Origin of the sequence: Brakhagea baltica (assembly GCF_052161605.1) — a bacterium.
Classification (GTDB): domain Bacteria; phylum Planctomycetota; class Planctomycetia; order Pirellulales; family Pirellulaceae; genus JBKCUI01.
Genome location: NZ_CP197409.1, coordinates 2,122,506 through 2,145,618, shown reverse-complemented (window position 1 = coordinate 2,145,618; position 23,113 = coordinate 2,122,506). Strand labels below are relative to the sequence as shown.

Annotated in this window: 16 protein-coding genes; 8 read left to right on the top strand and 8 right to left on the bottom strand. The window is 52.7% G+C overall.

The genetic code is table 11. The annotated features are described in order from the left end of the window. Positions 1–54 precede the first annotated feature (54 nt). The 3 genes from SH449x_RS07910 to SH449x_RS07900 all read right to left on the bottom strand — a co-directional run bounded on the left by SH449x_RS07910 (position 55) and on the right by SH449x_RS07900 (position 4,438). Positions 55–1,251 (bottom strand): GTP-binding protein, encoded by a 1,197-nt coding sequence (locus SH449x_RS07910; RefSeq protein WP_482380791.1) that lies wholly within the window; start codon positions 1,249–1,251, stop codon positions 55–57. Next, entirely contained in the window at positions 1,251–2,474 is a 1,224-nt protein-coding gene (locus SH449x_RS07905) for a GTP-binding protein (protein ID WP_482380790.1), read from the bottom strand. The genes SH449x_RS07910 and SH449x_RS07905 overlap by 1 nt, the downstream gene beginning before the upstream one ends. A 125-nt stretch (positions 2,475–2,599) precedes the next feature. Continuing rightward, a complete protein-coding gene (locus tag SH449x_RS07900; RefSeq protein WP_482380789.1) occupies positions 2,600–4,438 on the bottom strand; it encodes a sigma 54-interacting transcriptional regulator in 1,839 nt (612 codons plus the stop codon). Between the two features lie 200 nt (positions 4,439–4,638). Between SH449x_RS07900 and dgt the strand changes: the two genes are divergently transcribed. Next, positions 4,639–5,799 (top strand): dGTP triphosphohydrolase, encoded by a 1,161-nt coding sequence (dgt, locus tag SH449x_RS07895; RefSeq protein WP_482380788.1) that lies wholly within the window; start codon positions 4,639–4,641, stop codon positions 5,797–5,799. After that, positions 5,790–6,512 carry an SOS response-associated peptidase gene (locus SH449x_RS07890; protein WP_482380787.1) on the top strand — a complete coding sequence of 241 codons (723 nt, stop codon included), beginning with the start codon at positions 5,790–5,792 and terminating at the stop codon, positions 6,510–6,512. The genes dgt and SH449x_RS07890 overlap by 10 nt, the downstream gene beginning before the upstream one ends. A gap of 82 nt (positions 6,513–6,594) precedes the next feature. Here SH449x_RS07890 and SH449x_RS07885 read toward each other — a convergent pair whose 3' ends face one another. Further along, entirely contained in the window at positions 6,595–7,626 is a 1,032-nt protein-coding gene (locus tag SH449x_RS07885; RefSeq protein ID WP_482380786.1) for a zinc-binding dehydrogenase, read from the bottom strand. Positions 7,627–7,807: 181 nt separating this feature from the next. On the opposite strand from SH449x_RS07885, the gene SH449x_RS07880 reads away from it, so the two are divergent. Then, positions 7,808–8,578, top strand: a complete 771-nt coding sequence (locus SH449x_RS07880; protein WP_482380785.1) for a four helix bundle suffix domain-containing protein — start codon at positions 7,808–7,810, stop codon at positions 8,576–8,578. Between the two features lie 53 nt (positions 8,579–8,631). Here SH449x_RS07880 and SH449x_RS07875 read toward each other — a convergent pair whose 3' ends face one another. Genes SH449x_RS07875 through SH449x_RS07865 form a run of 3 tightly spaced genes read right to left on the bottom strand, consistent with a single transcriptional unit; the run spans position 8,632 to position 12,810 of the window. Continuing rightward, positions 8,632–9,279: a 4'-phosphopantetheinyl transferase family protein gene (locus SH449x_RS07875; RefSeq protein WP_482380784.1), complete on the bottom strand. Its 648-nt coding sequence runs from the start codon at positions 9,277–9,279 to the stop codon at positions 8,632–8,634. A gap of 21 nt (positions 9,280–9,300) precedes the next feature. After that, positions 9,301–11,589, bottom strand: coding sequence for a glycoside hydrolase family 2 protein (locus tag SH449x_RS07870; protein WP_482380783.1), 2,289 nt, complete (start codon positions 11,587–11,589; stop codon positions 9,301–9,303). A gap of 48 nt (positions 11,590–11,637) precedes the next feature. After that, positions 11,638–12,810, bottom strand: a complete 1,173-nt coding sequence (locus SH449x_RS07865) for a XylR family transcriptional regulator (RefSeq protein ID WP_482380782.1) — start codon at positions 12,808–12,810, stop codon at positions 11,638–11,640. A 438-nt stretch (positions 12,811–13,248) separates the two neighbouring features. Between SH449x_RS07865 and SH449x_RS07860 the strand changes: the two genes are divergently transcribed. Together SH449x_RS07860 and SH449x_RS07855 are read left to right on the top strand one after the other, a co-directional pair. Then, the gene (locus SH449x_RS07860) at positions 13,249–13,788 is read left to right on the top strand and encodes a MaoC family dehydratase (protein ID WP_482380781.1); all 540 of its coding nucleotides are present in this window, start codon (positions 13,249–13,251) and stop codon (positions 13,786–13,788) included. A 1-nt stretch (position 13,789) separates the two neighbouring features. Further along, complete coding sequence (locus SH449x_RS07855; RefSeq protein ID WP_482380780.1) at positions 13,790–14,578, top strand: M90 family metallopeptidase; 789 nt, start codon at positions 13,790–13,792, stop codon at positions 14,576–14,578. Between the two features lie 40 nt (positions 14,579–14,618). Here the strand turns inward: SH449x_RS07855 and SH449x_RS07850 are convergent, their stop codons facing one another. After that, positions 14,619–19,349 (bottom strand): Ig-like domain-containing protein, encoded by a 4,731-nt coding sequence (locus SH449x_RS07850; protein ID WP_482380779.1) that lies wholly within the window; start codon positions 19,347–19,349, stop codon positions 14,619–14,621. 442 nt (positions 19,350–19,791) lie between these two features. Here SH449x_RS07850 and rpmG point away from each other — a divergent pair, with 442 nt between their 5' ends. The 3 genes from rpmG to SH449x_RS07835 all read left to right on the top strand — a co-directional run bounded on the left by rpmG (position 19,792) and on the right by SH449x_RS07835 (position 23,100). Then, complete coding sequence (gene rpmG, locus SH449x_RS07845; protein WP_482380778.1) at positions 19,792–19,956, top strand: 50S ribosomal protein L33; 165 nt, start codon at positions 19,792–19,794, stop codon at positions 19,954–19,956. 345 nt (positions 19,957–20,301) lie between these two features. Further along, complete coding sequence (gene recJ / locus SH449x_RS07840) at positions 20,302–22,107, top strand: single-stranded-DNA-specific exonuclease RecJ (RefSeq protein WP_482380777.1); 1,806 nt, start codon at positions 20,302–20,304, stop codon at positions 22,105–22,107. A gap of 147 nt (positions 22,108–22,254) precedes the next feature. Continuing rightward, positions 22,255–23,100 (top strand): MBL fold metallo-hydrolase, encoded by an 846-nt coding sequence (locus SH449x_RS07835; protein WP_482381814.1) that lies wholly within the window; start codon positions 22,255–22,257, stop codon positions 23,098–23,100. Positions 23,101–23,113 lie beyond the last annotated feature (13 nt).

The window sequence follows — 23,113 nt, the reverse complement described above, 5'->3', positions numbered from 1 at the left end:
TAATCAACGAAATGGCTGATCCTATACCCTTGGCTATTTCGTTGCACCGGTTTCTTAGGAGTCAATCCAATCGGGCAATGGATCGCGGAATCCCGCCCAGCGTTCGGCCCCCATCTGCAATTCTTCTTCGGTCAAAAGGCAATCTTCTAGTTGATCGACGATCGCCTCTTTGTCCATATCCTGGCCGATGATCACTAGCTCGATTCGTCTATCTCCAAAAGGTTCTACCCAAGCCTCCATCGCTTGTTCGCGAAAGCCTGGGATGTCCGGCCAATCCGCTTCGGGCACAGTCGCCGCCCAAATCCCCGCCGGCTTTATGGCATAGAGCAGGCCAGATTGAGACCACTCCGCAGCGTAGTCATTGTGATTTGCAAACCAGACAACACCCTTTGATCGAACTACGTCCGCGAAAAGCTCACTCTCGACCAACTCGGAAAATCGTCGAGGATGAAACGGTCGACGGGCCTCGAACACGAAAGAATCAAAACCGTATTCATCCGTCTCGGATACTTCGGCACCTCGCTGGACTGCCATCCAGTTACGATTTTCTTCGGCCCAAGTTTCACTGAAAGAATTCGTATTTAAAATATCATCGATCGGTGCATTGCCTTGACTGGATCTTAAAATCCTCGCCCGGGGATTCATCATGTGAACCAATTGTTGCACCTCACCGATCTGCTCTTCGCTCGCCATATCGCACTTACTGATGACGATCACGTTCGCGAATTCAATTTGATCGGTTAAAAGCTGGGCAATGCCACGTTCGTCGGTTTCATCGATCTCTAGAGATCGCTCTTTAAGCCCGTCCTCGGAAAAGTAATCTACGTCAAAGTTGATCGGGTCAACTACCGTAACGAGCGTATCGAGACGTGCTACGTCGCTGAGCTTTAGCCCATTCTCATCTTCAAAGGAAAACGTCTCCGCGACCGGAAGAGGTTCCGAAATTCCAGTGGATTCAATAAGCAAGTAATCGAATCGGTCTTGCAGTGCCAGGTCTCGTACTTCTTTGAGTAAGTCCTCGCGCAGTGTGCAACAAATGCAACCGTTGCTCAAAGCCACCAGCTTTTCGTCGACTCGACTTAAGCCAGCCCCCCCTTTTTCGATCAAGCGAGCGTCGATGTTAATCTCGCTCATGTCATTGACGATGACGGCAACCTTTCGTCCTTGCCGGTTATTCAAAATGGCGTTGAGCAAGGTCGTTTTGCCTGCCCCCAGAAAACCTGACAGCAGCGTTACTGGTAGTTGTGGCATTAGGCTTCCTCCGAATCCGTTTCGTCGTAGACGGGAATTGGTAGCGGGCATTCCCAGGTAGCCCAAACCTCAGGGCCTTGGGCGAGCTCATCGTCGGTAAGGAGACAATCCAAGAGGCGTGATCTCAAAACAGGCTCGTCCATGTCCGAGCCAATGAAGATCAATTGTTGACGGCGATCGCCAAAGGGTGGCTGCATCGATTCACGTATGCCATTCCGAACCTCTTCGTCTTCAGGCCACTCGTCTTCGCTGACCGTGCACATCCACGCCCCATCGGAATCCATCTGGACCGAGACCCCTGCTTGTGACCAACGATAGGCTTCGTCATTGTAAGTTGCGACCCAGAAGTATCCCTTCGAACGCATGACACCTTGCAGAACACCGTCTTCAAAATTCAATGCCTCCATCAATCGCTCGGGGTGGAAGGGGCGTCTTTCTTCAAATACGAAGGATGAAATACCATATTCGTCAGCTTCGCTAGTCTCCGATCCTCGCGGCACGGCTAGCCAATCGGGATGCCCCTGAGCCCAGTCTTCGTCGAAGCTTCCCGTGTCGAGAACTTCGTTCAAGTCGACTTGGCAGTATTCCGTGGTAATGATCTTGGCATAGGGATTGGTTCGATAAATAAAACGCTTGAGATCCTCGATCGATTCAGCGGAAACCCGATCGCACTTGTTAAGCAGGACAACGTTAGCGAACTCAACTTGATCGACCAGTAGATCGACGATATTGCGGTGGTCTTCTTCATTGACTCCGAGCTTGCGATCCACCAGATCGTCGAATGTCTCGTAGTCGTTCAAAAAATTCTCAGCATCGATCACCGTTACCAGTGTATCGAGTCGTGCGACATCGCCTAGCGAAACTCCATTCTCGTCTACAAATGTAAAGGTCTCTGCGACGGGTAAAGGCTCGGAGATACCGGTCGACTCGATGAGTAGATAATCGAATTTGCCTTGCTCGGCCAGCATGCGCACCTCGGCGAGCAAATCCTCACGCAGGGTGCAGCAGATGCAGCCATTGGTCATCTCGACGAGCTTTTCTTCCGTTCGGCTAAGGCTGGTCTCACCTCGCACCAAAGCTGCATCGATATTGATCTGACTCATATCATTGACGATGACTGCGACCTTCATCCCTAGTCGGTTCGTCAGGATATGATTGAGCAGTGTGGTTTTACCGGCTCCGAGGAAACCGGAAAGTAAGGTGACGGGAAGTTGTCTGGTCATAAGAGTTTGCCTAGCTAAATGACTTATTGCACAATAATTGCAATAGCATATCAAGAACGCCTGGAGTAGCAAGTCTCGCTCAGGGCCGAGGGCACGGGATCCGAAGCTCTCGGAGGGAGTTGCGATTATCGCTCAATTCCGTAACTGTCAAGCTTGCGATAGAGGGTGGCGCGTGAAATACCCAGCAGTTCGGAAGCTTCCGGAATGTTTCCATGCGTCCGTTGCAGGGCTTCGCGAATGAGTCGCTGTTCCCATTGCTCAATGTTCAGTGTGTCAAAGATCTCTGGTTTCGACTCATGCAAACTCAGCTCGTTAGCCTGAATTTCATCGGTTGATGCTAGTACGACCGCGCTATCGATTACGTTTCTGAGCTGTCGAACGTTTCCGGGCCAACTGTAGTCCAGCATCCTTTTCTTCGCACCTGGGCTCAACTTTATGCTTGGCCTGCCGTGTTGCGTCCTGAAGTGATCCAGGAAATAGTCTATGAGCATCCCGATGTCATCACCTCTGAGACGAAGCGGTGGGACCTTTAGCTCAAAGACACTTAGTCGATAGTACAAATCCTCCCGGAATCTTTTGTCCGCAACGAATTCGCTCAGGTCTCTATTGGTAGCTGCGAGCACTCGGACGTCGACTTTGATTTCTTTCCTTCCACCGACTGGTAAAAAAGGATGCCCCTCCATGATGCGTAACAATTTCGCTTGCCCCTCGAGGGTCATCTCCCCGATCTCATCGAGAAAAAGCGTACCGCTGTGCGCTTGTTCAAACCAGCCGATATGGTCTTTGTCCGCTCCGGTAAAGGCACCTTTGACGTGGCCAAAAAGCTGGCTCTCCATCAGCTCGGAGGGGATTGCTGCACAGTTTACACTCAGCATGGGGCGATCGGATCTGAGACTCGCTTTATGGATGGCCCGAGCGACGAGCTCCTTACCCGAACCACTTTCCCCCCGGATCAGAATACACCCCATAGCCCCCGCGACTCGTACTATCTTTGCTTTGAGATCCAACATGGGTGGGCTATCGCCGAGCAACTCGTCGAAGTCTGCGTTTTTGTCTTGTAGGCGTTCATGCTGAATGCGAAGAGACGATTCACTCTGCGCGCGAATTAACGACGGAGCAAGGAAGCTAGCAGCAGCCAAGGTAAAGTGAAAAGAGTGCTGCTCGAAAGACTCTTTCGATCGGTAGAGATGTATGACGCCAATCAGTGAGCCTTCGTGCAACAACGGGACACATATGGCATCGGCATAATGACGAAGCGGCCCGTCGGTCACATTGCGGACCTCGTTCTTGATCCAAACAGCAGTGGCCTGTTTGCAGACCATGTCAGTTAGTTTTTCGCTAAGGGTAATGCGAGTCTCAGCACCCGCCAGATTGCGACGCTGATCTACCAACTCACCATCTTTGTCTGCTAACAAGAATGCTACAACAGTCGCCTGAGTTCGGGTGCGCAACACGTCGCTGGCTAGCTGAATGACTTCGTCAGGGTTTACTAGAGATATGCATCGAATCGATAGCTGATGCAAGTCGGACAGATCCTCTGTTCGTTCCGCTTTTCTAAGGGACAAAAAAGCCGACATGCCGGACGCTATTCCATTGGTGATCGCCCCCGTGCGTGGTTCGCGTAGATCATGGGACAGGCTGATTCGCTCCACGGTGAGATCTTCATTGATCGTATCGTCTTGAAACTCGAGTTCGGTGTTACCGATACGAACTCGCGTACCGTGCTGCAGAGCCGCCCGATCGACCTTAGAGCCATTGACCAAGGTTCCGTTTCGAGACTGCAAATCCTCCACATGCCAAACGCCCGCTCGATAGAAAAGTCTCGCATGGACGCGCGAGGATACCGGGTCCTGGAGTTGGATCTGACACTCCAAGCCGCGGCCTACCGTAGTTTCCGTGTTCTTCTCGAGTCGGAACCTCGCATTGAGGTCGGTTCCCTTTACGACCGTAAGGTGTGTTGCCATAGTGTTGTGTGTAGGTTTGAGGCTATTCTATTATGCCTACTGTCTCAATCTGCGACAGTAACCTATAATGAGATTTGCCCAGCAACGTCTGCAATTCCCCGCAATTCCCGGGTTTTTGCGAGTTTAGGTGGCCTTGCGATATCTTTTGCCACTAGGCTAGGATGTCGTGATGGTTATCTAGAAAGGCTTCTATTAGTACCATGAATCCACCTTTTGCCCTAAGTTCAAGATTGATTGACTCGCTAAGCTGGCTGCAACGCGAGCAGTTGCTGCTCGCGCCCTACGCCTTTCATTCAGCTTGCAGCCTTGGGCGAGAGCATGAAGAAGAGCAGCACCCCTACCGCAATCCCTACCAGCGAGATCGCGACCGTGTTTTGCATAGTGCGGCTTTCCGACGTCTAAGTGGCAAGATGCAGGTCTTTACCGGTGACATGGGGGATTATCACAGGACGCGGCTTACTCACACCAACGAAGTCTCTTCGTTAGCCCGGACCATTGGGCGGACTTTGCGGCTTAACGAAGATTTGATTGAAGCCATGGCGTTGCTCCACGACATTGGCCATCCGCCCTACGGACATTGTGGTGAGGATGCACTAGACGAGTGTACAAAAGAGGCCGGTGGCTTTTCGCACAACCAATTCGCCTTGGACCTAGTGACTCGCATCGAGCAACGTTACACAGGATATCCCGGATTGAATCTGACACGCGAGGTACTGGCTGGGCAAGAATTTCGATCCGACAAAGATTCTGGTCGAACTCAAATGCTGGAGATTCAGGTTGTCGATATGGCTGATAGCATGGCCTATGATGCACATGATGTTGACGACGCACTAAAATTGGGCCTGCTAGGCTGGAGACAGCTTGAGGGGCTATCGCTGGTTCGTCGTGCTAAGCAGATCGCACCCTTGGATCAATGCGGTCCCCAGAATCGAAGACAAATGCTGGTACATGCCTTGATCGACGTCCAGATGAGAGATTTCCTTTCCAATTCAGAAGAGATTCTCGCCGATGTTCAAGAATTAGATTCTCAAAGTATTTGCGACCTGGGGATCCGGTTGAGCATGTCTGCGGATTTCGCAGCCGACAAATCGGAGCTTGAAGATTTCCTTTTCGAACATGTCTATCGACATCCCAAACTATCGGAGATTCGTCAACGAGCGGCGACTCGGATTCATCAGATGTTTCGATTGCTGAAGTCGTATCCGCAACGCCTGCCGGAACGATTTTACCAGTTTGTGGATCAATGGGGCTTGGATCGGACCATTGCTTGTTACATAGCCGGCATGACGGATCGTTTCTGCGATGACCAGTACGTCCTCTTGCTGGAGCTAGGACGCGATAAAGGTACGGATTGGAGTTAAGCCCGTTGTGCGGTAGATTCACACTCAAAGTTCCGGTATCCGAATGGCTCCGCAGCCTCTTTCCCGGGGCTGATATCGCCAGCATGTTTGGTTGGACGACGGAGTCTTTCGAACCTCGCTATAACATCGCTCCCACCCAAAATGTTTGGTGTCTTAGTTGCGATAAAAAAGAGGGATTCCGAATTCAACCCATGCGTTGGGGTTTGGTTCCCGCTTGGGCGGATTCTCTCAAAACCGCGTATAGCATGTTCAATGCTCGTAGCGAGACACTGCTCGAAAAAGCCAGCTTCAAATCACTCGTTTCCACGCAGCGATGCGTCATACTGGCAGACGGTTATTACGAATGGAAGACGCTTGCGCCAAAAGACAAGCAGCCGTTCTGGATTCATCGCCCCTCAGAATCACCTTTCGGTATGGCAGGACTATGGGCATGCAACACCAAGGTTTCACCCGACCGAGAATTGAAAAGCGCGACCATCATCACTGTTCCTTCCAATGAAGATACAAGAGCAGTTCACGATAGGATGCCTGCGATGATGTTCGATCAAGACGATATGACTGGTTGGCTTGAAAATTCAGAGGTTGAGCCAGAATCGAGGATGAACAACATCATTCGTACGGCAAGCTCCGGCATGCTGGAGCTTAGGCCCGTTGCCAGGCTCGTTAACTCAGCAAGGGTGGAGGGACCTGAGCTGATACAAAGAATGACATGACTTGAACGAGACCTCGGGGCACGGTCTCCGAATTTACCTGCGGGCCATTTGCCCACCAATTCTTAACAGTCGCGATGATCGATTATATAGGTTTCAGAACCGATTTTATAACTTCGCCGTGATGCATTTTCTCGAAGGCTTCGTGCCACTGCTCGAGAGCCCAAATTCCACCGACGATCGGCTGCACGTCCAGTTGACCACTAGCGAGTAGAGCGATGACTCGTTCCCAGATTGTCCAGTGATGGCTGAAGCTGCCTTGCAAAGTGACGTTCTTTTGAACGAGTGGGTCTAAGCTAAAGTTGAGTGGCTGAGGTCCCCAGCCCACTTTGCTTATCCAGCCCGCGGGTCGCACGATTTCCAGAGCCAGCTTTAGCGTGATACTCGCTCCAGCAGCATCAATGACCCCATCCGCTCCCAACCCATCTCGCTCGCGTGCCCACTCGCTGGCGTTGCCGATGATCGGGGTGCAGCCGTAGCTCTTTTCTGCGACCTCGAGTCGTTTGCGATCAGCCTCCAGCCCTACAATGGCTACTTCTGCTCCGCACAATCGAGCCATGGCCGCGCATAAGATACCGATGGTACCGGGTCCCATGACGACAACTCGATCTCCTGGCTCGATCCTCGCGTTCTTCACCACGGCATTGTAAGCCACGCAGCATGGCTCGGTTAAGCAAGCGTACTCCATCGGGAGATGGTCGGGGACGTTGTGTAGGATGCGTGAGGGGACCGAGACATAGCGAGTCATGGCACCGTTAACACCGTAACCAAATCCTTTTCGAGTTGGATCCAGGTTGTAGCGGCCTTGGCGGGTCATCGGGTTATTGGTATCGATGATGGCAGCGGTTTCACTGACAACGCGTTGCCCTTTTTGCCAGCCAGTAACACGGCTGCCGAGTTCAACAATGGTACCACTGAATTCGTGCCCGAGGACGACAGGGTAATTCACGGGCCAAGAGTGGTCGGCGGTCCACTGGTGAAGATCGCTGCCACAGACCCCGACGTTAGAGACCTCGAGCAGTACATCGTCTTCGCCTATAGAGGGACAAGGCAAATCGCGAAGCTCGACCGATCCTTTGGTGGGAGCGAAATTAACAACAGCAGCGGATAGGCTCATAGAAATAGGGGGAGGGAGGTGAATGGCACTGGACGTGCCAATTAGGATACCGCATGCGGTGTTTCCCGCAATCGGAGGAATTAGATCGGTCGGATCTAATAGATCGGTCTGATCCGACTGATCTGACCGATCTGTTGATGTCAGACGGGACGTCTGACATCATAACAGGGGAGATCACGCAATGGCTCGCATACGCAAAAGTGGAGGTTACCGCAAACTAGCCTCTTTTCAGACGACGACTATCATCTACGATGCGACGGTCTGGTTTTGCGAAAAATTTCTCAACGATCGCAAGTCTCGTACTGTGGACCAAATGGTCCAGGCGGCCCGCTCTGGTCGACAAAATATCGCAGAGGGGAGTCGTGCCGGTGCGACTTCCTCTCAGACTGAGTTGCGACTCGTGAATGTGGCTCGCGCGAGCCTGGAAGAATTGCTGCTCGACTACGAGGATTTTTTGCGTCATCGGCGATTGATTCTCTGGGCTCCTAATAGCCCTGAGGCCTCGGCAGTGCGAAGTGTTGCTTCGCAATGGAGAAAAGATCAGTCTGATCTAAGAGATCAGTCGGATCGGACTGATCTGACCGATCTTTCTGACCAGCAGCGCTGGACTTTGTATTCTCGCTGGCTCGATCATAGCGACGCGGCGATTCGTGCGAATGCGATTATCTGCCTAATTCATCAGGCCAATTATTTGCTGGATTTGCAGATCGATGCGCTAGAACGGAACTTTATCGACGAGGGTGGATATAGCGAACAGTTGGCGACAGCTCGATTGAAGAAACGATCTGAGATCTGCTCCCAACCTCATGCGACTGAAAATCCCACCATTCCCCCTTGTCCGAATTGCGGGGGCCAGATGGCATTGCGAACAGCCAAAGAAGGTCGCAATGCCGGTAGCCAATTCTGGGGATGCACAAGCTATCCCAATTGTCGGGGAACACAGCCTATCTAAGCGATTCGAGAAAACCATCGCAAGCGTTGACAGCTTCCGCGACTATGTTGGCACTACATTGTCACCGTTGTGCTCGTCCAAATCAGATCATGCGAAAATAAAAATCGACCAATCATGGTCCGACTCTCCAAACCATCCTCGGTGAGGATGCGAACCAGGAATTGATTTTCGTTAGGACGAAGAGTAACTAGTACGTCATGAAAATCTAGCTTGGATCTCGTAAGCGGAAACCACGCTTTGTAAAAGGCTTCCTTTGCGCTAAAGAGAAGTGTGTCCCAAGGCTTGTTTGCTGGAAAGTCACTGATCATTTGAATCTCATCGGGTGTTGCAACAATCTTGAGCATTCCTTGAGCCAGCGGTTTGGCTTGTTCAATGTCGATTCCCAGAGACTGAATCTTGCCGATTGCGGCGACCGCGGCCGCCGCACAATGATCACAGTGAGAGATGCTACCCACCACCCCACTCGGCCAGAGGGGCTCGCGATTGGGGCCAGCCAGAAGATTAAATCGCTCAATGCCCAGCCGTCGCAACGCTTGCCGAGCACAGTGTCGACCCGCTCGAAACTCATTAACACGTTTCGGAACCGCCTTCGTAACTAAAGCTTGCTCAGGGAGCGAGAGTTCCTCGGCAAGCGTCAGATCCTCAAGCGTTTCCAAAACCACGCCGTCAGGAAAAAGGGAACGTGTTAATGAGTCTTGCATCGATTTAGGGGCTTTTCGAACTTATTCTTTTGCCGAAGCCTTGGGGTCGGGATCGTTTACAGGAGAGTGCAGCACTCGCAGCTCCTTGGCCGGGAGCTTGATGACTCGCCGGTCATAGGTGATGAGCCCATTGATCTCTCCTTCGACATCGGTCGTTTGCGTGTATACACCTGCCGCGATGCCTCGTTTCCTGAGATCCATCAACTGCTGGAACGTTCGAACGTACCGGTCACGGTACTCTTGCTCGGTCTTTGGAAGCTCCCCATACCCCCAGTTATTCGCTTCGGTATCCCAGAGGTGATTTCGAACCGGGAATCCATGGCCACCAAACTCTCCAACCACTTTCACGAAATCGTTGAAACGAGGTTGATCAAAAGGAAAGGCTGGATCAGGATAGTTGTGCTCGTCGGCAACATCACCTACGGGCCAGAAATTCCCGCCACTTGCGATATTGACTAAGCGGGATGGATCTCTTTCCACCATCCATTTTCCCACTTCCATCGTTCGGTGTTGGCCCCAAGCTTCATTGAACGGGACCCAGACCATGATCGACGGGTGATTCTCAAGCGCGCTAACCATGCGTTCGAGTTCCAGCATGTATTGTTGGTGGGCTTCGTCGGGCCATTTGGTATCTCGTGGGTTCGGGGCTAACCGGGTCCAGGGAGGATTGACCGCCCCGCTGACTTGGTCCTGCCATACGATCATACCGAGCCGATCGCAATGGTAGTAATATCGCCTCGGCTCGACTTTGATATGCTTACGAATCATATTGAATCCCGCATCCTTGAGGTACTCGATGTCGAACAGCATTGCCTCATCGCTTGGCGGGGTTAACAATCCGTCTGGCCACCAGCCCTGATCGAGCGGTCCCCAGTGAAAGATAAATTCGCCATTCAGAGTGAACCGCCAGTGTCCATCTTTATCTTTAGCTTTACCAACGCTACGGATTCCCGCATAGGACGAGATAGAATCTAATTGGTTACCGTCGGCATCGAGTAGGTTGATTTCGAGTTGGTACAGATGCGGCGTTTGTGGGGTCCATAGCTTTGCTGCCGGAATGGCCAACTCTACTGGCTCGAGCCCTCCCACCGATTGTGCGACAATTCTATCATCATCACGAACAATCAGTTGCACCTTCGTTCCCTTGGCAGATCCACCGAGGACGGGCGAAACTCGAATACTACCTTTCGTTGCATCGGTTGAGATCTTTAGATCTTGGATGTAGGAAGCTGAAACTCGTTCCATCCAAACGGTTTGCCAAATGCCGGAAACCTGGGTATACCAGATCCCTTCTGGATGGGGGCGTTGCTTGCCTTGCAATTGAAAGCCCATCGTTTTGTCTTCGACTCGCACGACCAACTCATTGGTTCCAGCCTTGGTAGCTTGGGTGATGTCCAGTGTGAAGGGGGTGTTGCCACCTTGATGAGTGCCGACTGAGGTTCCGTTGACGAAGACTTCGCATAGGTAGTCGACGGCTTCAAAGTTGAGAAGCAATCGTTCGTCTTGGAGCGATTCGAGCTCGAATGTTCGGTGATACCAGAGAGCTTCGGAAGGTTGCAGTAGCCGTTCGACGCCACCAAGTTTTGACTCTAAGCAAAATGGGACCAGGATTTGGCCCGCCCACTCGCCTGGTGTTGCTTTGGTTGTTGCGGGCGAAATCGCGTAGTCCCAGTTGCCGTTCAAGTTGATCCATTGCTCGCGAACCAATTGAGGTCGGGGATATTCAGTCCAAGCATTTTCCGGGGTAAGCTGCTCGCCCCAAATGGTGGTGAGCTGGGTGGCGATGGGTTTCAAGGATCCTTGGGCAGGGGGTAGCACCGGTACATTATCAGCATCGACAACGTGGACATCGATATACTGGCCGCCACCAGTTTGTTTGCAGTGAACCGCTAGCAGATTGGTTCCTTTATTGAGCAAGACTTTCTTCTGCTCGCTCGTAATGGGAAGGATTTTGTAGTCGGTCGTATAGCCTTTTTCATCGGCTATTTTTTGACCGTTGAGGAACACTTCAGCATCCTCATCGTGGTGAATGAGAAGTGCGAGGTTGGTGGGCACTTCCTTCACTTCGAAAAACTTGCGTAGCCAGATGGTCTTGGTTTGCCATCGGGTACCGAGACGTGCTCCTGGAGTACCTGCGGAGCCGAAGCCGCCGTTTCCGATTTTCCACGATGTGTCGTCGAAATTGGGTTGTGTCCAATCAGGACCGGGAGGATCGAGTGTGTAGCTCCACTCTTCCTGGAGTTCGATCTGAGCGATCGCGGGGGAACTGCCCAGCAGCAATGCGACGAGCATTAGGTAGAGGAATCTCATCAGCTAAACCTTTGTGTGAGAGGGGGAGGTGTGTGTTTGCGGAAAAGTTTAGCCTTGCAAGGCTTTCGTTCGAAATTCGCCGGGGGTCATCCCGACGTGTCGCTTGAAGACCACGTACATATACTCCGAATGTTCGAAGCCACACAGAGTCGCGATCTTTTCTGCGGATAGATCGGTACTCATGAGAAGCTCTTTGGCCTTCTTGACTTGAACATGACGAATTTCTTCTTGGGGAGTTCGTCCAAGGTGTTTTCGTATTTTTCGTTCGAGCGAACTGCGTGAAAGCGATGCGTTTTGCAGTACGTCCTCAACGCTAATTCCACGACAAGCATTTTGGCGTATGTACTGCAAGGCAGCAGCTATGGTTGGATCCTCGATTGCGACGACATCGGTCGATTGTCTAACCGCCACTCCAAGCGGTGCAACGATTTGTTCTGATACGCGGGGTGTTTTGCCCTCCATCAGTTGGGCAAGCAGGTCTGCGGCGCGAAAGCCCACCCCCTCGGCATTGACCATCACACTCGAGAGGGCTGGGTCGCAAGCCATGCATAGCAGTTCGTCGTTATCGACCCCCACCACCGCCGTTTCCTCAGGCACTGCGAGCCCCTCTTGATTGCAGACGGCTAGTACGTTGTGCCCACATACATCGTTGCAAGCCATGATGCCGCATGGCATCTCAAGCGATCTAACCCAATCCGCCAACTGGTCTCTTTCTTTGTCCCAGGTGGATTGATGTTGATCTAACCACGCCGAGTAGTGAACGTGGCATTGGTAGCCTTTTTCGGTTAAGTAGCTTTCGAAACCAGCTTGTCGCCGGGCCGACCATGCTTCGTTGGGGAAACCGACGAAGCCAAAACGCTTGAAGCCTCGTTCGATCAAATGTTCGGCTGCCATCCGGCCCACCGATTCGTCGTCGGTTCTTACCTGGGGGAATCCGCGACTTTCGAATCGATCGGTGAGATCCACGACTGGCACACCAGTATTGGAGACCATCTCGATCAATTCGGGGGTGGTGACGCGAGATAGGATTCCATCACCCTTCCAATCGCTCAGCCAGGAGGGAGGGCTAGCCGTGAGATCGCGTTGTTCGAGATAAATCGACCAGTCATCATGCATGCGAACGAAGCGAACGATGCCGGACAATAGGCTTCTGCCGTAGGAAGTCGACGTTTCGACTAGCAGGACGACTCGACGTCTTTGTTTTCGTGAGGCTTCGATCACAACGCTACTAGGTCAGGTGGATGGGGCTCGTCGGTTTCAAATACCGGTACCGTTGAGTTTAAATGCAAAAAGCCAGGATTGCTATGAGTCAGTGACGCAATTGACTTAACTATTTTGTCAGGGCATGCTTGAATGCGAAGCCTAGTAAAAATCGGCTTTTCCTTGACTTGGGTCATTTTCCAAGGATTTCAGCGGGCGAACGGCATATCCCCTTCCTGAGTTTGGTTGCCAGTGCAGGAAACGGAGCGGCGGGGAATTTTGAGTTCGCTTCGTTTTGAGTCTTTCGGTTGGGCAAAATGTTTCAGGTGGGAAGACTTGGCCCATCGCGGCTCGAGTTTTCCTCTCCTAATGTTTCTCCAGGGGTTGCGGAAAGAGGTTAGCGGCTTGACAATTCCGGATGCAATTTCGGTGAAAAACTAACGTTGAATAAAAACACGTATGGATAGACCAATGCCGCTAGGATTCGAAGATTTGCAACTGGGCGACCGATGGCTCAGCGTATCGCGAACGGTTACCGAAGACGACATTCAGCAGTTTGCGGATTTGACGGGTGATCGAGACCCGTTGCACACCGATCCCGTTTTCGCTGCTGAGGGGCCCTTTGGAAAACCGATTGCCCACGGCCTGCTTGGGATCTCGTTTCTGGCGGGTCTTAGCTCCGAGGCTCCTCGAGTGATGACCAGCGCCTTCGTAAGCATCAAGTCGTGGTCGTTCACCAAGCCCGTCTACATCGGCGACCGAGTTCATGTTGCAACAGAAGTTCTAGATCTTAAGCCGCACGGCAGAAGACATGGGGAGGTGCACTGGCACCGACGATTGATCAACCAGGATGGGCAAACGGTACAAGAGGGAATCTTCGTCACCTTGGTGACCAGGAAAGTTCCGCTTCGTGTTCAGCGTTCCCGAGTGGGAGAAATGAGCAGAGCCGTGGAAGGGGACGTACTAGAAGTTACACCGCGCGAGACGGTGAGGACGTAGCGTGTTCGGTTGGCTCTTCGGCGGGCGACGCAAACGGCTTGAGCAGCACGTCACCTCTGAGGAGCTGCAGCTCCTAAACGCTGGTCTCTGGCAAACGCAGTTTTTGTCTTCTGCCCAACAGGACGGGCTCGCCAGGTGGTGCCGAGTCTTCATCGCCGAAAAGAATTGGGAGGGGTGTAACGGGCTTGAGCTGACCGACGTCATTCGCTGGACGGTTGCAGCCAGCGCGGGGCTGCTTGTGATGGCCTATCCCGATTGGTATTACGACAAGACTCAGACCATCTTGGTTTACCCCACTCCTTATGTGGCGGAAGTTCGCGATCGCAGCAGCTTGTTAACAATGAACAGTACCTACCTCGGTGGCGAGTATGTACGAGCCGGCGAGACAATCTATCGCGGCCCGGTGATACTGAATTGGCAGGGGCTCGCAGAAGGTGCCGCTGACAGTAACGATGGACAACATTTGGGGTTTCACGAGTTCGCCCACCAAATCGATATGATCAATGGTCCCATCGCTGATGGGCTTCCACCTCTGCCTGCTGGGGTTGGCGAGGAAACCTGGCACACGGCATACAAGCGTGAGTTCTCGCATGCGAAGCATGTGGTTGCTTCCGGAAAACGCATCTGGCTAGATCATTATGGACTAACTAGCGAGAGCGAGTTTTTCGCCGTGGGCACGGAAGCTTACTTTCAAGCTCCCCATCAATTAGCCTATTATCACCCCAACCTGTACCACTTGCTTTTGCTGTTCTACCAAACGGATATGCAGAGAGTGATCCCCTCTGCATAGCAATTACAAGGCACACAACCTCACGTCTGGGAAGCAGGGTTTATCGAACCCGGAATCCTCGACGGTGCCCGTTGGAATTAGCGTCCTGGGCAATAGCCGCGATATCTTCAATGGGGACAGCAAGATGCGAAAGATCTCGAATCTGCTGCATAGCTGCGTCGACTGCTTGCGGAGACATTCCTCCCGCACTTGATGAGCCTTCACCCTCTGCCGCAAGCGTGCTATTCGTTGCAGGTGTTGCGTTCCCAAATAGTGCTGACGGCTGAGCGTTGACGCGGACGAGCATGTCGTTCCCCTGGGTCGCTCGAACCTGAACGCGGCTATCTGCCATCGACAATGAGGTCGATACCTGCTGGTTCGATGGAGAACGAGCGGCGATGGTCAATTGGTTGCCCGTTTGACTTAGCTGGACGTTCAGCTCGGAATACTGTTTCCACTCTCCCTGGCTTTCGTGCCAATAGGAGGACTGATTCGGAGCAATGGCGACCACCAAGCCGGGTTGCAGGTTTTGCCCCATAAAGTCTCGCAGGTCCATGAACTTGGCATCGCGAGTTCCCACCGAGACAGGAGTGGAGGTGGAATCGTTGTCCTCGAAAGCGGAAGTGATAGAAACCTGCTGGGTTCCCTGAGTTCGGAACGGTAAGGCAGGAATCGTAAATTGAACCGTGCCTGGTCCTATGTCCCTAACTTGGATGGAATTGTTTACCACGGTCACAGGCTTGCTGACAGGAGTGGTGTCGCCTACGGAGGGAGTAAAGATAGCGGATGCATTGACGCCTCGGACGTCAGCGCTGCTTACGGTTACCCCAACAGTTCTCAGCCTAAAATTCACAACATCCAGCGTGACCGTCGCAGTATCGGTTAGCCCGGTGCCATCATCGATCGTATAAGTGAATTGCACGGTTCCCGTAAAGTCAACGTTCGGGGCAGAGTAAATCAAGGACTTACCATCGGAAGCGATGGAGACGGTACCTTGACCTGCCGGCGGTTGGGTTACCGAGACAATGGTTAGCACTTCACCCGCGTCGGGATTAGTGTCATTGGCCAACACGTTTAGTGTTTGATTGGGCTGCGAGAGGACTTGCAGGTTGTCATTAACTGCATTCGGCGGATCATTAACCGCAGCGATATTAAAGGTGACGGTTCCTGTCGCGATTCCGCCATTGCTGCTGCGGGCGGTGTAGGTAACAAGAACGACTCCATTATCATCGAGTGCTGGCTGGTAAGTTAGCCGAGTACCGTTGCTGGTGATGGTAGCTGTTCCACGCGGAGCGTTTACACTGATGATCGATAGAGTGTTGCCAGCTTCCGCTGGCGTGTCATTAGCGAGCACATCGAATTCGGCGGCCGGATCATCTTCTGTTATGTTGAAGGTGTCGTTCACAACAGTGGGAGGAGTTACCGCAGGCCCAACAGTCACGGTAACCGTTGCGGTGTCTGTGCCTCCGTTGCCGTCGCTAAGAACGTAGGTGAACGTTTCGACTCCCTGGAAGCCAACTCGAGGAGTGTACAGAACGCCGTTCCCGCTGCTCGCGACAGCGATCGTGCCACCTTGCGAACCGGCGCTAACGCTCAGTACTCGCAATGTCTCACCCGTGTCTGGTCCCGACGAGTCATTCGCGAGAACGTTTAAGAACAGCGCGACGTCTCCCGCTCTCGCTGTGAACTGGTCATCGTTCGCGATAGGTGGATCATTGACCGAGGTGACTTGAACAGTGATCGTCCCAGTCGATGTGGCACCTGTTTGGTCCGTGACAGTGTAAGTGAAGACATCTGTGCCTACAAAATCAGGAAACGGCGAATACGCGAGAGCCGTGCCGTTGTTGATAACGCTGATCGTAGCGTTTTGAGAGGACGCTCCCACGGATTGAATCGTGAGAACTGCTCCCGAACCAGCGACTATTGTGTCGTTAGCGAGAGGGTTCAAAACGAAATTGACAGAATCCTCTGGTACGCTGAAAACGTCGTCGACCACCGTAAAGTTGGTGCCGACTGTCATGGTGAGGCTTTCAAAAGCCACCTGGTTCGAGGGTACAGCACCGTTTACCTTGAACACCGAAATGCCTTGACCTGGCGATTCTGCCGGATTCGTTGTAAACAAGGCTTGGCCAGACGCTTTGGCTCGCATGCGGACCGTTGCTAGTACTTGTGGGTCGCGCCCTGGTCCAAAAGTAAAGTTGGAGAACGCACCAAACTCATCCAGCAAGCCGGGGACAGTGACATCAGGGAAGCGTCGCCCGTTTCCAAAATCGTTCGAGAAAGTGAGTGGCGTTGTTCCGACTAGCTCGATGAGGGCTGGGTCGTATTCCAAATCCATGTACGCGGAGAACACGCCATCACCTTGATCATCCAAGTCTGTCCGAAGATCGGTCACAACGACGCGCAGATTGAATTCCTGTCCGATAGACAATGCGGTAAGAGGGTTACCCTGCAAGTCGAACGGTAGTAATTGGACCCGAACCCGTGCTTCATCCGCAACAACGATAGAGAACTGCTGGACCACAAAGTTCCCAGCGAGGTCGGTCAGCCGAAGATCGATGGCATGGGGGCCTATCTGGCTTTCGAGGGGAGTCCAGGTGATCACTCCAGTTGTCGGGTTCACCGACATTCCAGCAGGTGATGCATCAAAGCTATAACGCAGACCGCTTCCCTCTTCAGGATGTGTCAAATCGAACTGAAGCAGCCGTCCAGCATGAGCATTCGATGGAAGATTGCTAGCGGGTATTGATACAGGCGGAACAGAATCCACTGTGACACTGATCGGTGCCGTTGGGTCGGTAGTAACCCCATTTAATGTTTGTGTTGCCACAACTTGGTGAGTTCCTTGGCCAAGCTGAGCGATCAGATTTGCGGTTACGTTGGTTGTTGACCCGGAGGCTAGCGCAGTTCCAACAACGGTACTACCGACCCTCAAGGTCACAGTAGCTCCTGCAACAGTACCTGTCACTGCGAACGTGGTTGCGGTCGAGTTCGTAACCCGATCCGTGTTACTAAGACCTGTGTCAGTATCAGGATTAAGGGAAATCGAGGTCGGAGCTTGTATTGCTCCTGATGCAACGACGTTGAAGGTCAGTCGCTGAGAGTCAAATTTATCCTGGGTGGTAGTCGTCCCGGTCGCATTGGTAACACTCACCATTATCTCCATTGGCCCCGTGTAATTAGCTGGGGGGGTGACGGAGAGCAAGCCTGTGTTTTGGTCGATACTAAATTGGTAATCGACGCTGCCAACTCGTGTTGCGGAGAACAGGACCGGATCACCCTCCTTATCTTGAGCCGTAAGCTGGATGGTTGTCGCTTGTCCTGTTGGGATCGATGCCGGGAGCGTTACGTCATTCAAGAACGGGGCACCGTTCGTGTTGTCGGGTGCGGCCGTGACGGTAAAGGTGCGCGTAAAGGTTTGGCCAGCCGAGTTCTCAACTTGAACGGTGATCACCGAGGTACCTGACTCACCGTTTGCTATGAGCCGGATAAGTCCGTTTTCAGTGTCATCAAAAATTTCCGCGTTGTTGATGCTGATTTCGTTGATGGGTCTGCTTTGACTGTTAACATTGGTGCGGGAAATCCCTTCTCGCACATTTTCCCCTTGGATCAGCTGTCCGAAAACCGAGTGATTGAAGTCGAGATGTTGCTGTGTACCTTCCGTGATAAAGAATTGAGAATCGTTTGTGTCATCGGAGGATTTTGCGAACGAAAGAACGCCCGTTCTGTTGTGGAGCAGATTTAGATTGAACTGGTCATCAAAGTTCCCCAGCGTCGATCCTCCCGCGCCTGTGCCCGTTGGGTCACCTGCTTGGAGAACGAAATTATCTATGACTCGGTGGAAGATGATTTTGTTGCTGTCACTTTGGTCGTAGAAGCCGCTGTTGACGAGCGTTTCGATGCGACCGACAGGTCGTGGAGCCTCGGACTCGAACAGACGGAAAACCATGTCGCCATAGCCATTGACGGACAACCGGAGCGATTTGGTATCCGTGATCATCTGGGCTGATACGACACCAGGGTTACTACTCGAGACGGTAATCGTCAGTGGCCCACCCGACGGATCGTAGGCGTCCACTGGAACGTGCAGCGGTTGACGAAATCGAACGGTCTGGTTCGGAATTTCGACGAACGTGGGACCTGTCGTTGCCGGAATTGCTACCCCTGAAAGCGCCGACAATTGAGCGAGAGACTGAAGCCCAGTGACTCTGGTGCCGTCAGGGAATTCCCACGTTGGATACTGAGTGATGTTCTCAGCGATACCAATGGCATTACGTGTTCGATCAGGGTTGGTAACCTCCACAAAAGGTAGGTAATTCGCCCCATCCTGAAACAACTGCTTCTGCTGGGTGCAGATGGGGCACCAGTCCGCCCCGAAGAAACGAACACCCGCTTGGCTCAAAGCCTTGGCAAATTCCACAAGGTTCTGGACTCCCTCTCCCTCTCCCAGCAACCCACCCCCGCCGAACAAACCGAATGCCATTTGCTGGCTAAAAGCAGCCGGAATGTCCGGGTTGAAATTTAGGTTGGAATCGGCGTAGGCCGAAGAGTCCTGGAAAAAGTCAGCCGCCATCAATTGGCGAGTTTCCAGGGGCTCGAAGTGAATCGGTCGGTTGGGCCGGTTGTCTGCTTCCGCAAAAAGACCCTTGAGGAGCGATGCTATCAATTGCCTCTTTTCCAGTCTGGGCCGAATGGTCTTGGTGGAAGAGACTCGTTTCAGAGCATTGGAATCGCGTTTCATAACTTTTTGCATTCCCCCCGTGAGAGGGGCTGTCTGGGAAAAGGATGTCATCAAGCCGATTACAGGGATCTCGAGGAGCCTTGAACCTCAATACTACACGACCAATATGGCCTGATCCCTCGCTTAACCTTCCTTAACCCTCATTCTCGGAAAACCTGTGTTCAGAATATGAGGGTTACGAGAGATATTTTGGTCGATATGTCGCATTCCTGCACAATCTTCCGCGTAACGACCAGCCAATAACCGCAATTAGTCGAACTGATCGTAAAAATCTGCATTCCGTGCCGAAATAGGCCGATAGCAACTATCCGCCTATCCAGTAGATGGATTTTCATGTGGGAAGGTTCCATGATCCGGCCTATCCCCGCACTTGGAATTTGATCTAGCCAAACAACAGAACGGATGCCATACTCTGCGATTCGTTCCAGTTTTGGGTTACCCAACACCACCGAGCCACCCACGATAGGGTGAGCGTTAGCAAGAGTTTTTGGCCATGGCAAAGAGCAAGAAGAAGAAGGAAACGACGTTCCTAGTTTGTCAAGAAACCGGCGACATTAACTACACGCTGCTTCGAAGACCTGGCGGGGAGAAGCTACAGCTTCGCAAATACTGTCCACGACTTCGCAAAGTGACCGTTCACTTGGAAAAGCGAAAATAGTCCACGGCACTGGTTGTTTGCACTGGTCCGGTCGTTTCCGCTGAGTTTGCTCCAACTATTAGGATGGTTGCATATTCGATTTGGCACCGACCGTCGCTGCCAAGCAGTTCGCTTGAGATTTAAGGTTTCGAGCGTTTCCTTGTTGGCTACGAGCATGGTGCATTGCCAAGAGTGCCATTGGTCGGCTTCCCTAGCCTTTCTCGTTCGTAATTGGGTCGGGCGGAGTTAGGACTCCATCGTCTACAAGGGCGCGGTTAAACACCAACGCTGGTGGTAGTTCGATGCGGTACTGCCATTTTTGCCAGCGAATCCATCCTTTCTTATAGCCTTTCAAGGACGACTAGCATGGCCAAAAAATGGATGTTTCGGGGTGTCGACCTTGCCGCAAGCCGCCTGCTGGCGGAGAGGGCTGGAACAGATTTGGTAGTGGCTCAGTTGCTATACCAACGAGGAATTACCGACCCGAACTACATTTCTGGCTTTCTCGATCCCAAATTTGCTGACCTGCGCGAGCCGGGCATGCTACCGAATCTCGCAGCTTCCGCTGAGCGGATCTATAGGGCGGTCGTCGACAAAACCCCCATCACAATTTACGGTGATTACGACGCCGACGGAATGTGCGGAACAGCGATTTTGGTCAACGGGTTGAGGCTGCTCGGTGCGGATGTTCAATACTACATTCCGAACCGCTTGGAAGATGCGTACGGCCTATCCTGTCAATCATTGGAGAAGCTAGCCGAGCGAGGCCGAAAGCTTATTATTTCCGTGGATTGTGGCATTGGCTCCGTTGCAGAGGCGGAGCGTTGCCGTGAGCTGGGCATGGAGCTGATCGTTACCGACCATCACTCTATTGGAGAACGTTTACCAAACGCCTCGTCAATCGTCCATCCGGCATTGCCTAGCTTCGGCTACCCTTTTCATGGTCTGTGCGGGGCTGGCGTGGCGTTCAAGCTGGCTTGGGGGATTTGCCAATTGGCGAGCCAGAACAACAAAGTCAATGAGTCTCAACGCAGTTTTCTCTTGGAGGCGACATGTCTCGCCGCAGTCGCCACGATTGCGGATGTGGTTCCTCTGCTCGACGAAAACCGAATCTTGGTTCGCAGCGCCCTGAAGCTCATGTTGCAAGCGGCACCACTCGGCTTGGCTGAATTGATCAAGCAATCGGGATTTGGGCCATCCGCGAATCTTACGGCCGAAAATATTGCGTTCAAGATTGCCCCAAGAATCAACGCGGCAGGTCGCCTAGGTCAAGCCCAGTTAGGGGTAGAGCTCCTCACCACGCGAGACCCCGAGCGAGCGAAGACACTTGCGGAGTACTTGGGCAAGCTCAATGAGGATCGCGATTCGCTCGAGCGCAGCGTGACACTTGCGGCAACGAAGCAGCTCAAAGAACAGTTCGATGCTGACAATGATCCAGCGTTTGTCCTTTCCGGGAGCGGCTGGCACCTGGGGGTCATTGGCGTAGTAGCGGGTCGGATTTCGGATAAGTATCACCGTCCGACTGTCATTATTGGGCTCGATCCGATTGGGCAAAAGCCAGGTACAGGCTCGGCTCGTTCGCAGGGGATCGTCGATTTGCACGCCGTTTTGTGCCAGTGTCGCGACCATTTGATTTCTTGCGGTGGGCACGCAGCAGCAGCGGGGCTCAAGGTGGAAGAGAAAATGATTCCCGCTTTCCGGGAAGCGTTTCTCGAGGTGATCTCATCAAGGCTGAATGGGCAGAAGCCGATCGAGACACTGCACGTGGATGCTGAGGTAACGCTCAAGCAGATTAGCAGTTTGGATTTGATTCACAAGCTTGAGAAGATGGCACCCTTTGGAGCCTCGAATCCGAGACCGGTTTTGGTTGCCAGCAACGTTAGTCTTGCTGAGCCAGCCCGGACGATGGGCAGTGGAGCTCGCCATCTCGATGTCAAGTTTCTTCAGAACGGAACAAGAATGCGAGGGGTCGCATTCGGACAAGCAGAATGGGTCGAACCATTGAATACCCATGCCGGTCAATTTGATATCGCTTTTAGACCTCAGCTCAACGAGTTTAATGGTATGAGACGGGTGGAGTTGCAGTTGCTCGACTGGCGAGTTGCTAAACTATCACCAGAGCAGCCCCACGCCGTTTCCAGTAGCGAGTCCATCGTCAATCAAGTGCGATAGCTCAAGCTTCGTTCGCCAAGAACCTTAGTAAACAAGAGTCCTTATTCCGTGTCAGAGTCTCCGCAAAACCAGTCATCGAAGCGTGACTCCAATCGAGTTCGAAAGGTATCAAGTGGCGATCGGTTAGAACGTGACATAGCAGAGACCATTGGCTCGGTCGATAATGCTCCCACGCTTGGTCTAACTCACTCAGGGTTGACGATAGATGGATACTCGCGGGCTGCGGTTCAAACGTACTGGCGAATTGCAGAGCTAAAGATCGGGTTTGATTTGGGGGCACAGCCTTGGGATTTCATGGCTTTACCAAGATACTTTATTTCGCACGCTCACCTCGATCATATTGCAGCACTCCCTTCGTACGTGGCGCGACGGCGAATGATGAAGATGGAGCCACCGACGATTTACTTGCCTGAGTCCGCAGCGTCGGCTGTCGATTCCATGTTAAAGTGTTTCTCGCGACTAGATCGTGGTCGGTTACCGTGCGAGCTGATTCCCGTAGGCCCCAATGAGGAGATTGAGTTGTCGCGAGAGATTGTGGTCACCACGCATGCTATGAAGCACTCCATCCCAGCGTTGGGATTTATCGTCTGGGACCGTCGCCGCAAGCTCAAGCCTGAGTACACCTCTCTTACGGGTGATCAGATCCGCGATCTCAAGCTTTCCGGCACCGAGGTGACTTATGAGCTGCGTGTTCCTCTAGTTGCCTACACTGGTGACACAGCCCCCGAGGGGCTCGACAACCACCCAGAGATGTACCGTGCCAAGGTGTTGATCACCGAGATGACTTTCGTAGCCCCCGATCACCGTCGCGAGAAGATTCATAAGCATGGGCACACGCACCTCGACGACATCGTGGCTCGGCAGAACGACTTCCAGAACGAGGTCGTCATTTGTGGACATTTCAGCACCAGATATAACGAGTCGCAAATCAAGCGTTGGGTAGACAGAGCGTTACCAAACCGATTGGACGGCCGGCTGCAATTGTGGATCTAAACCGATTCTTGTA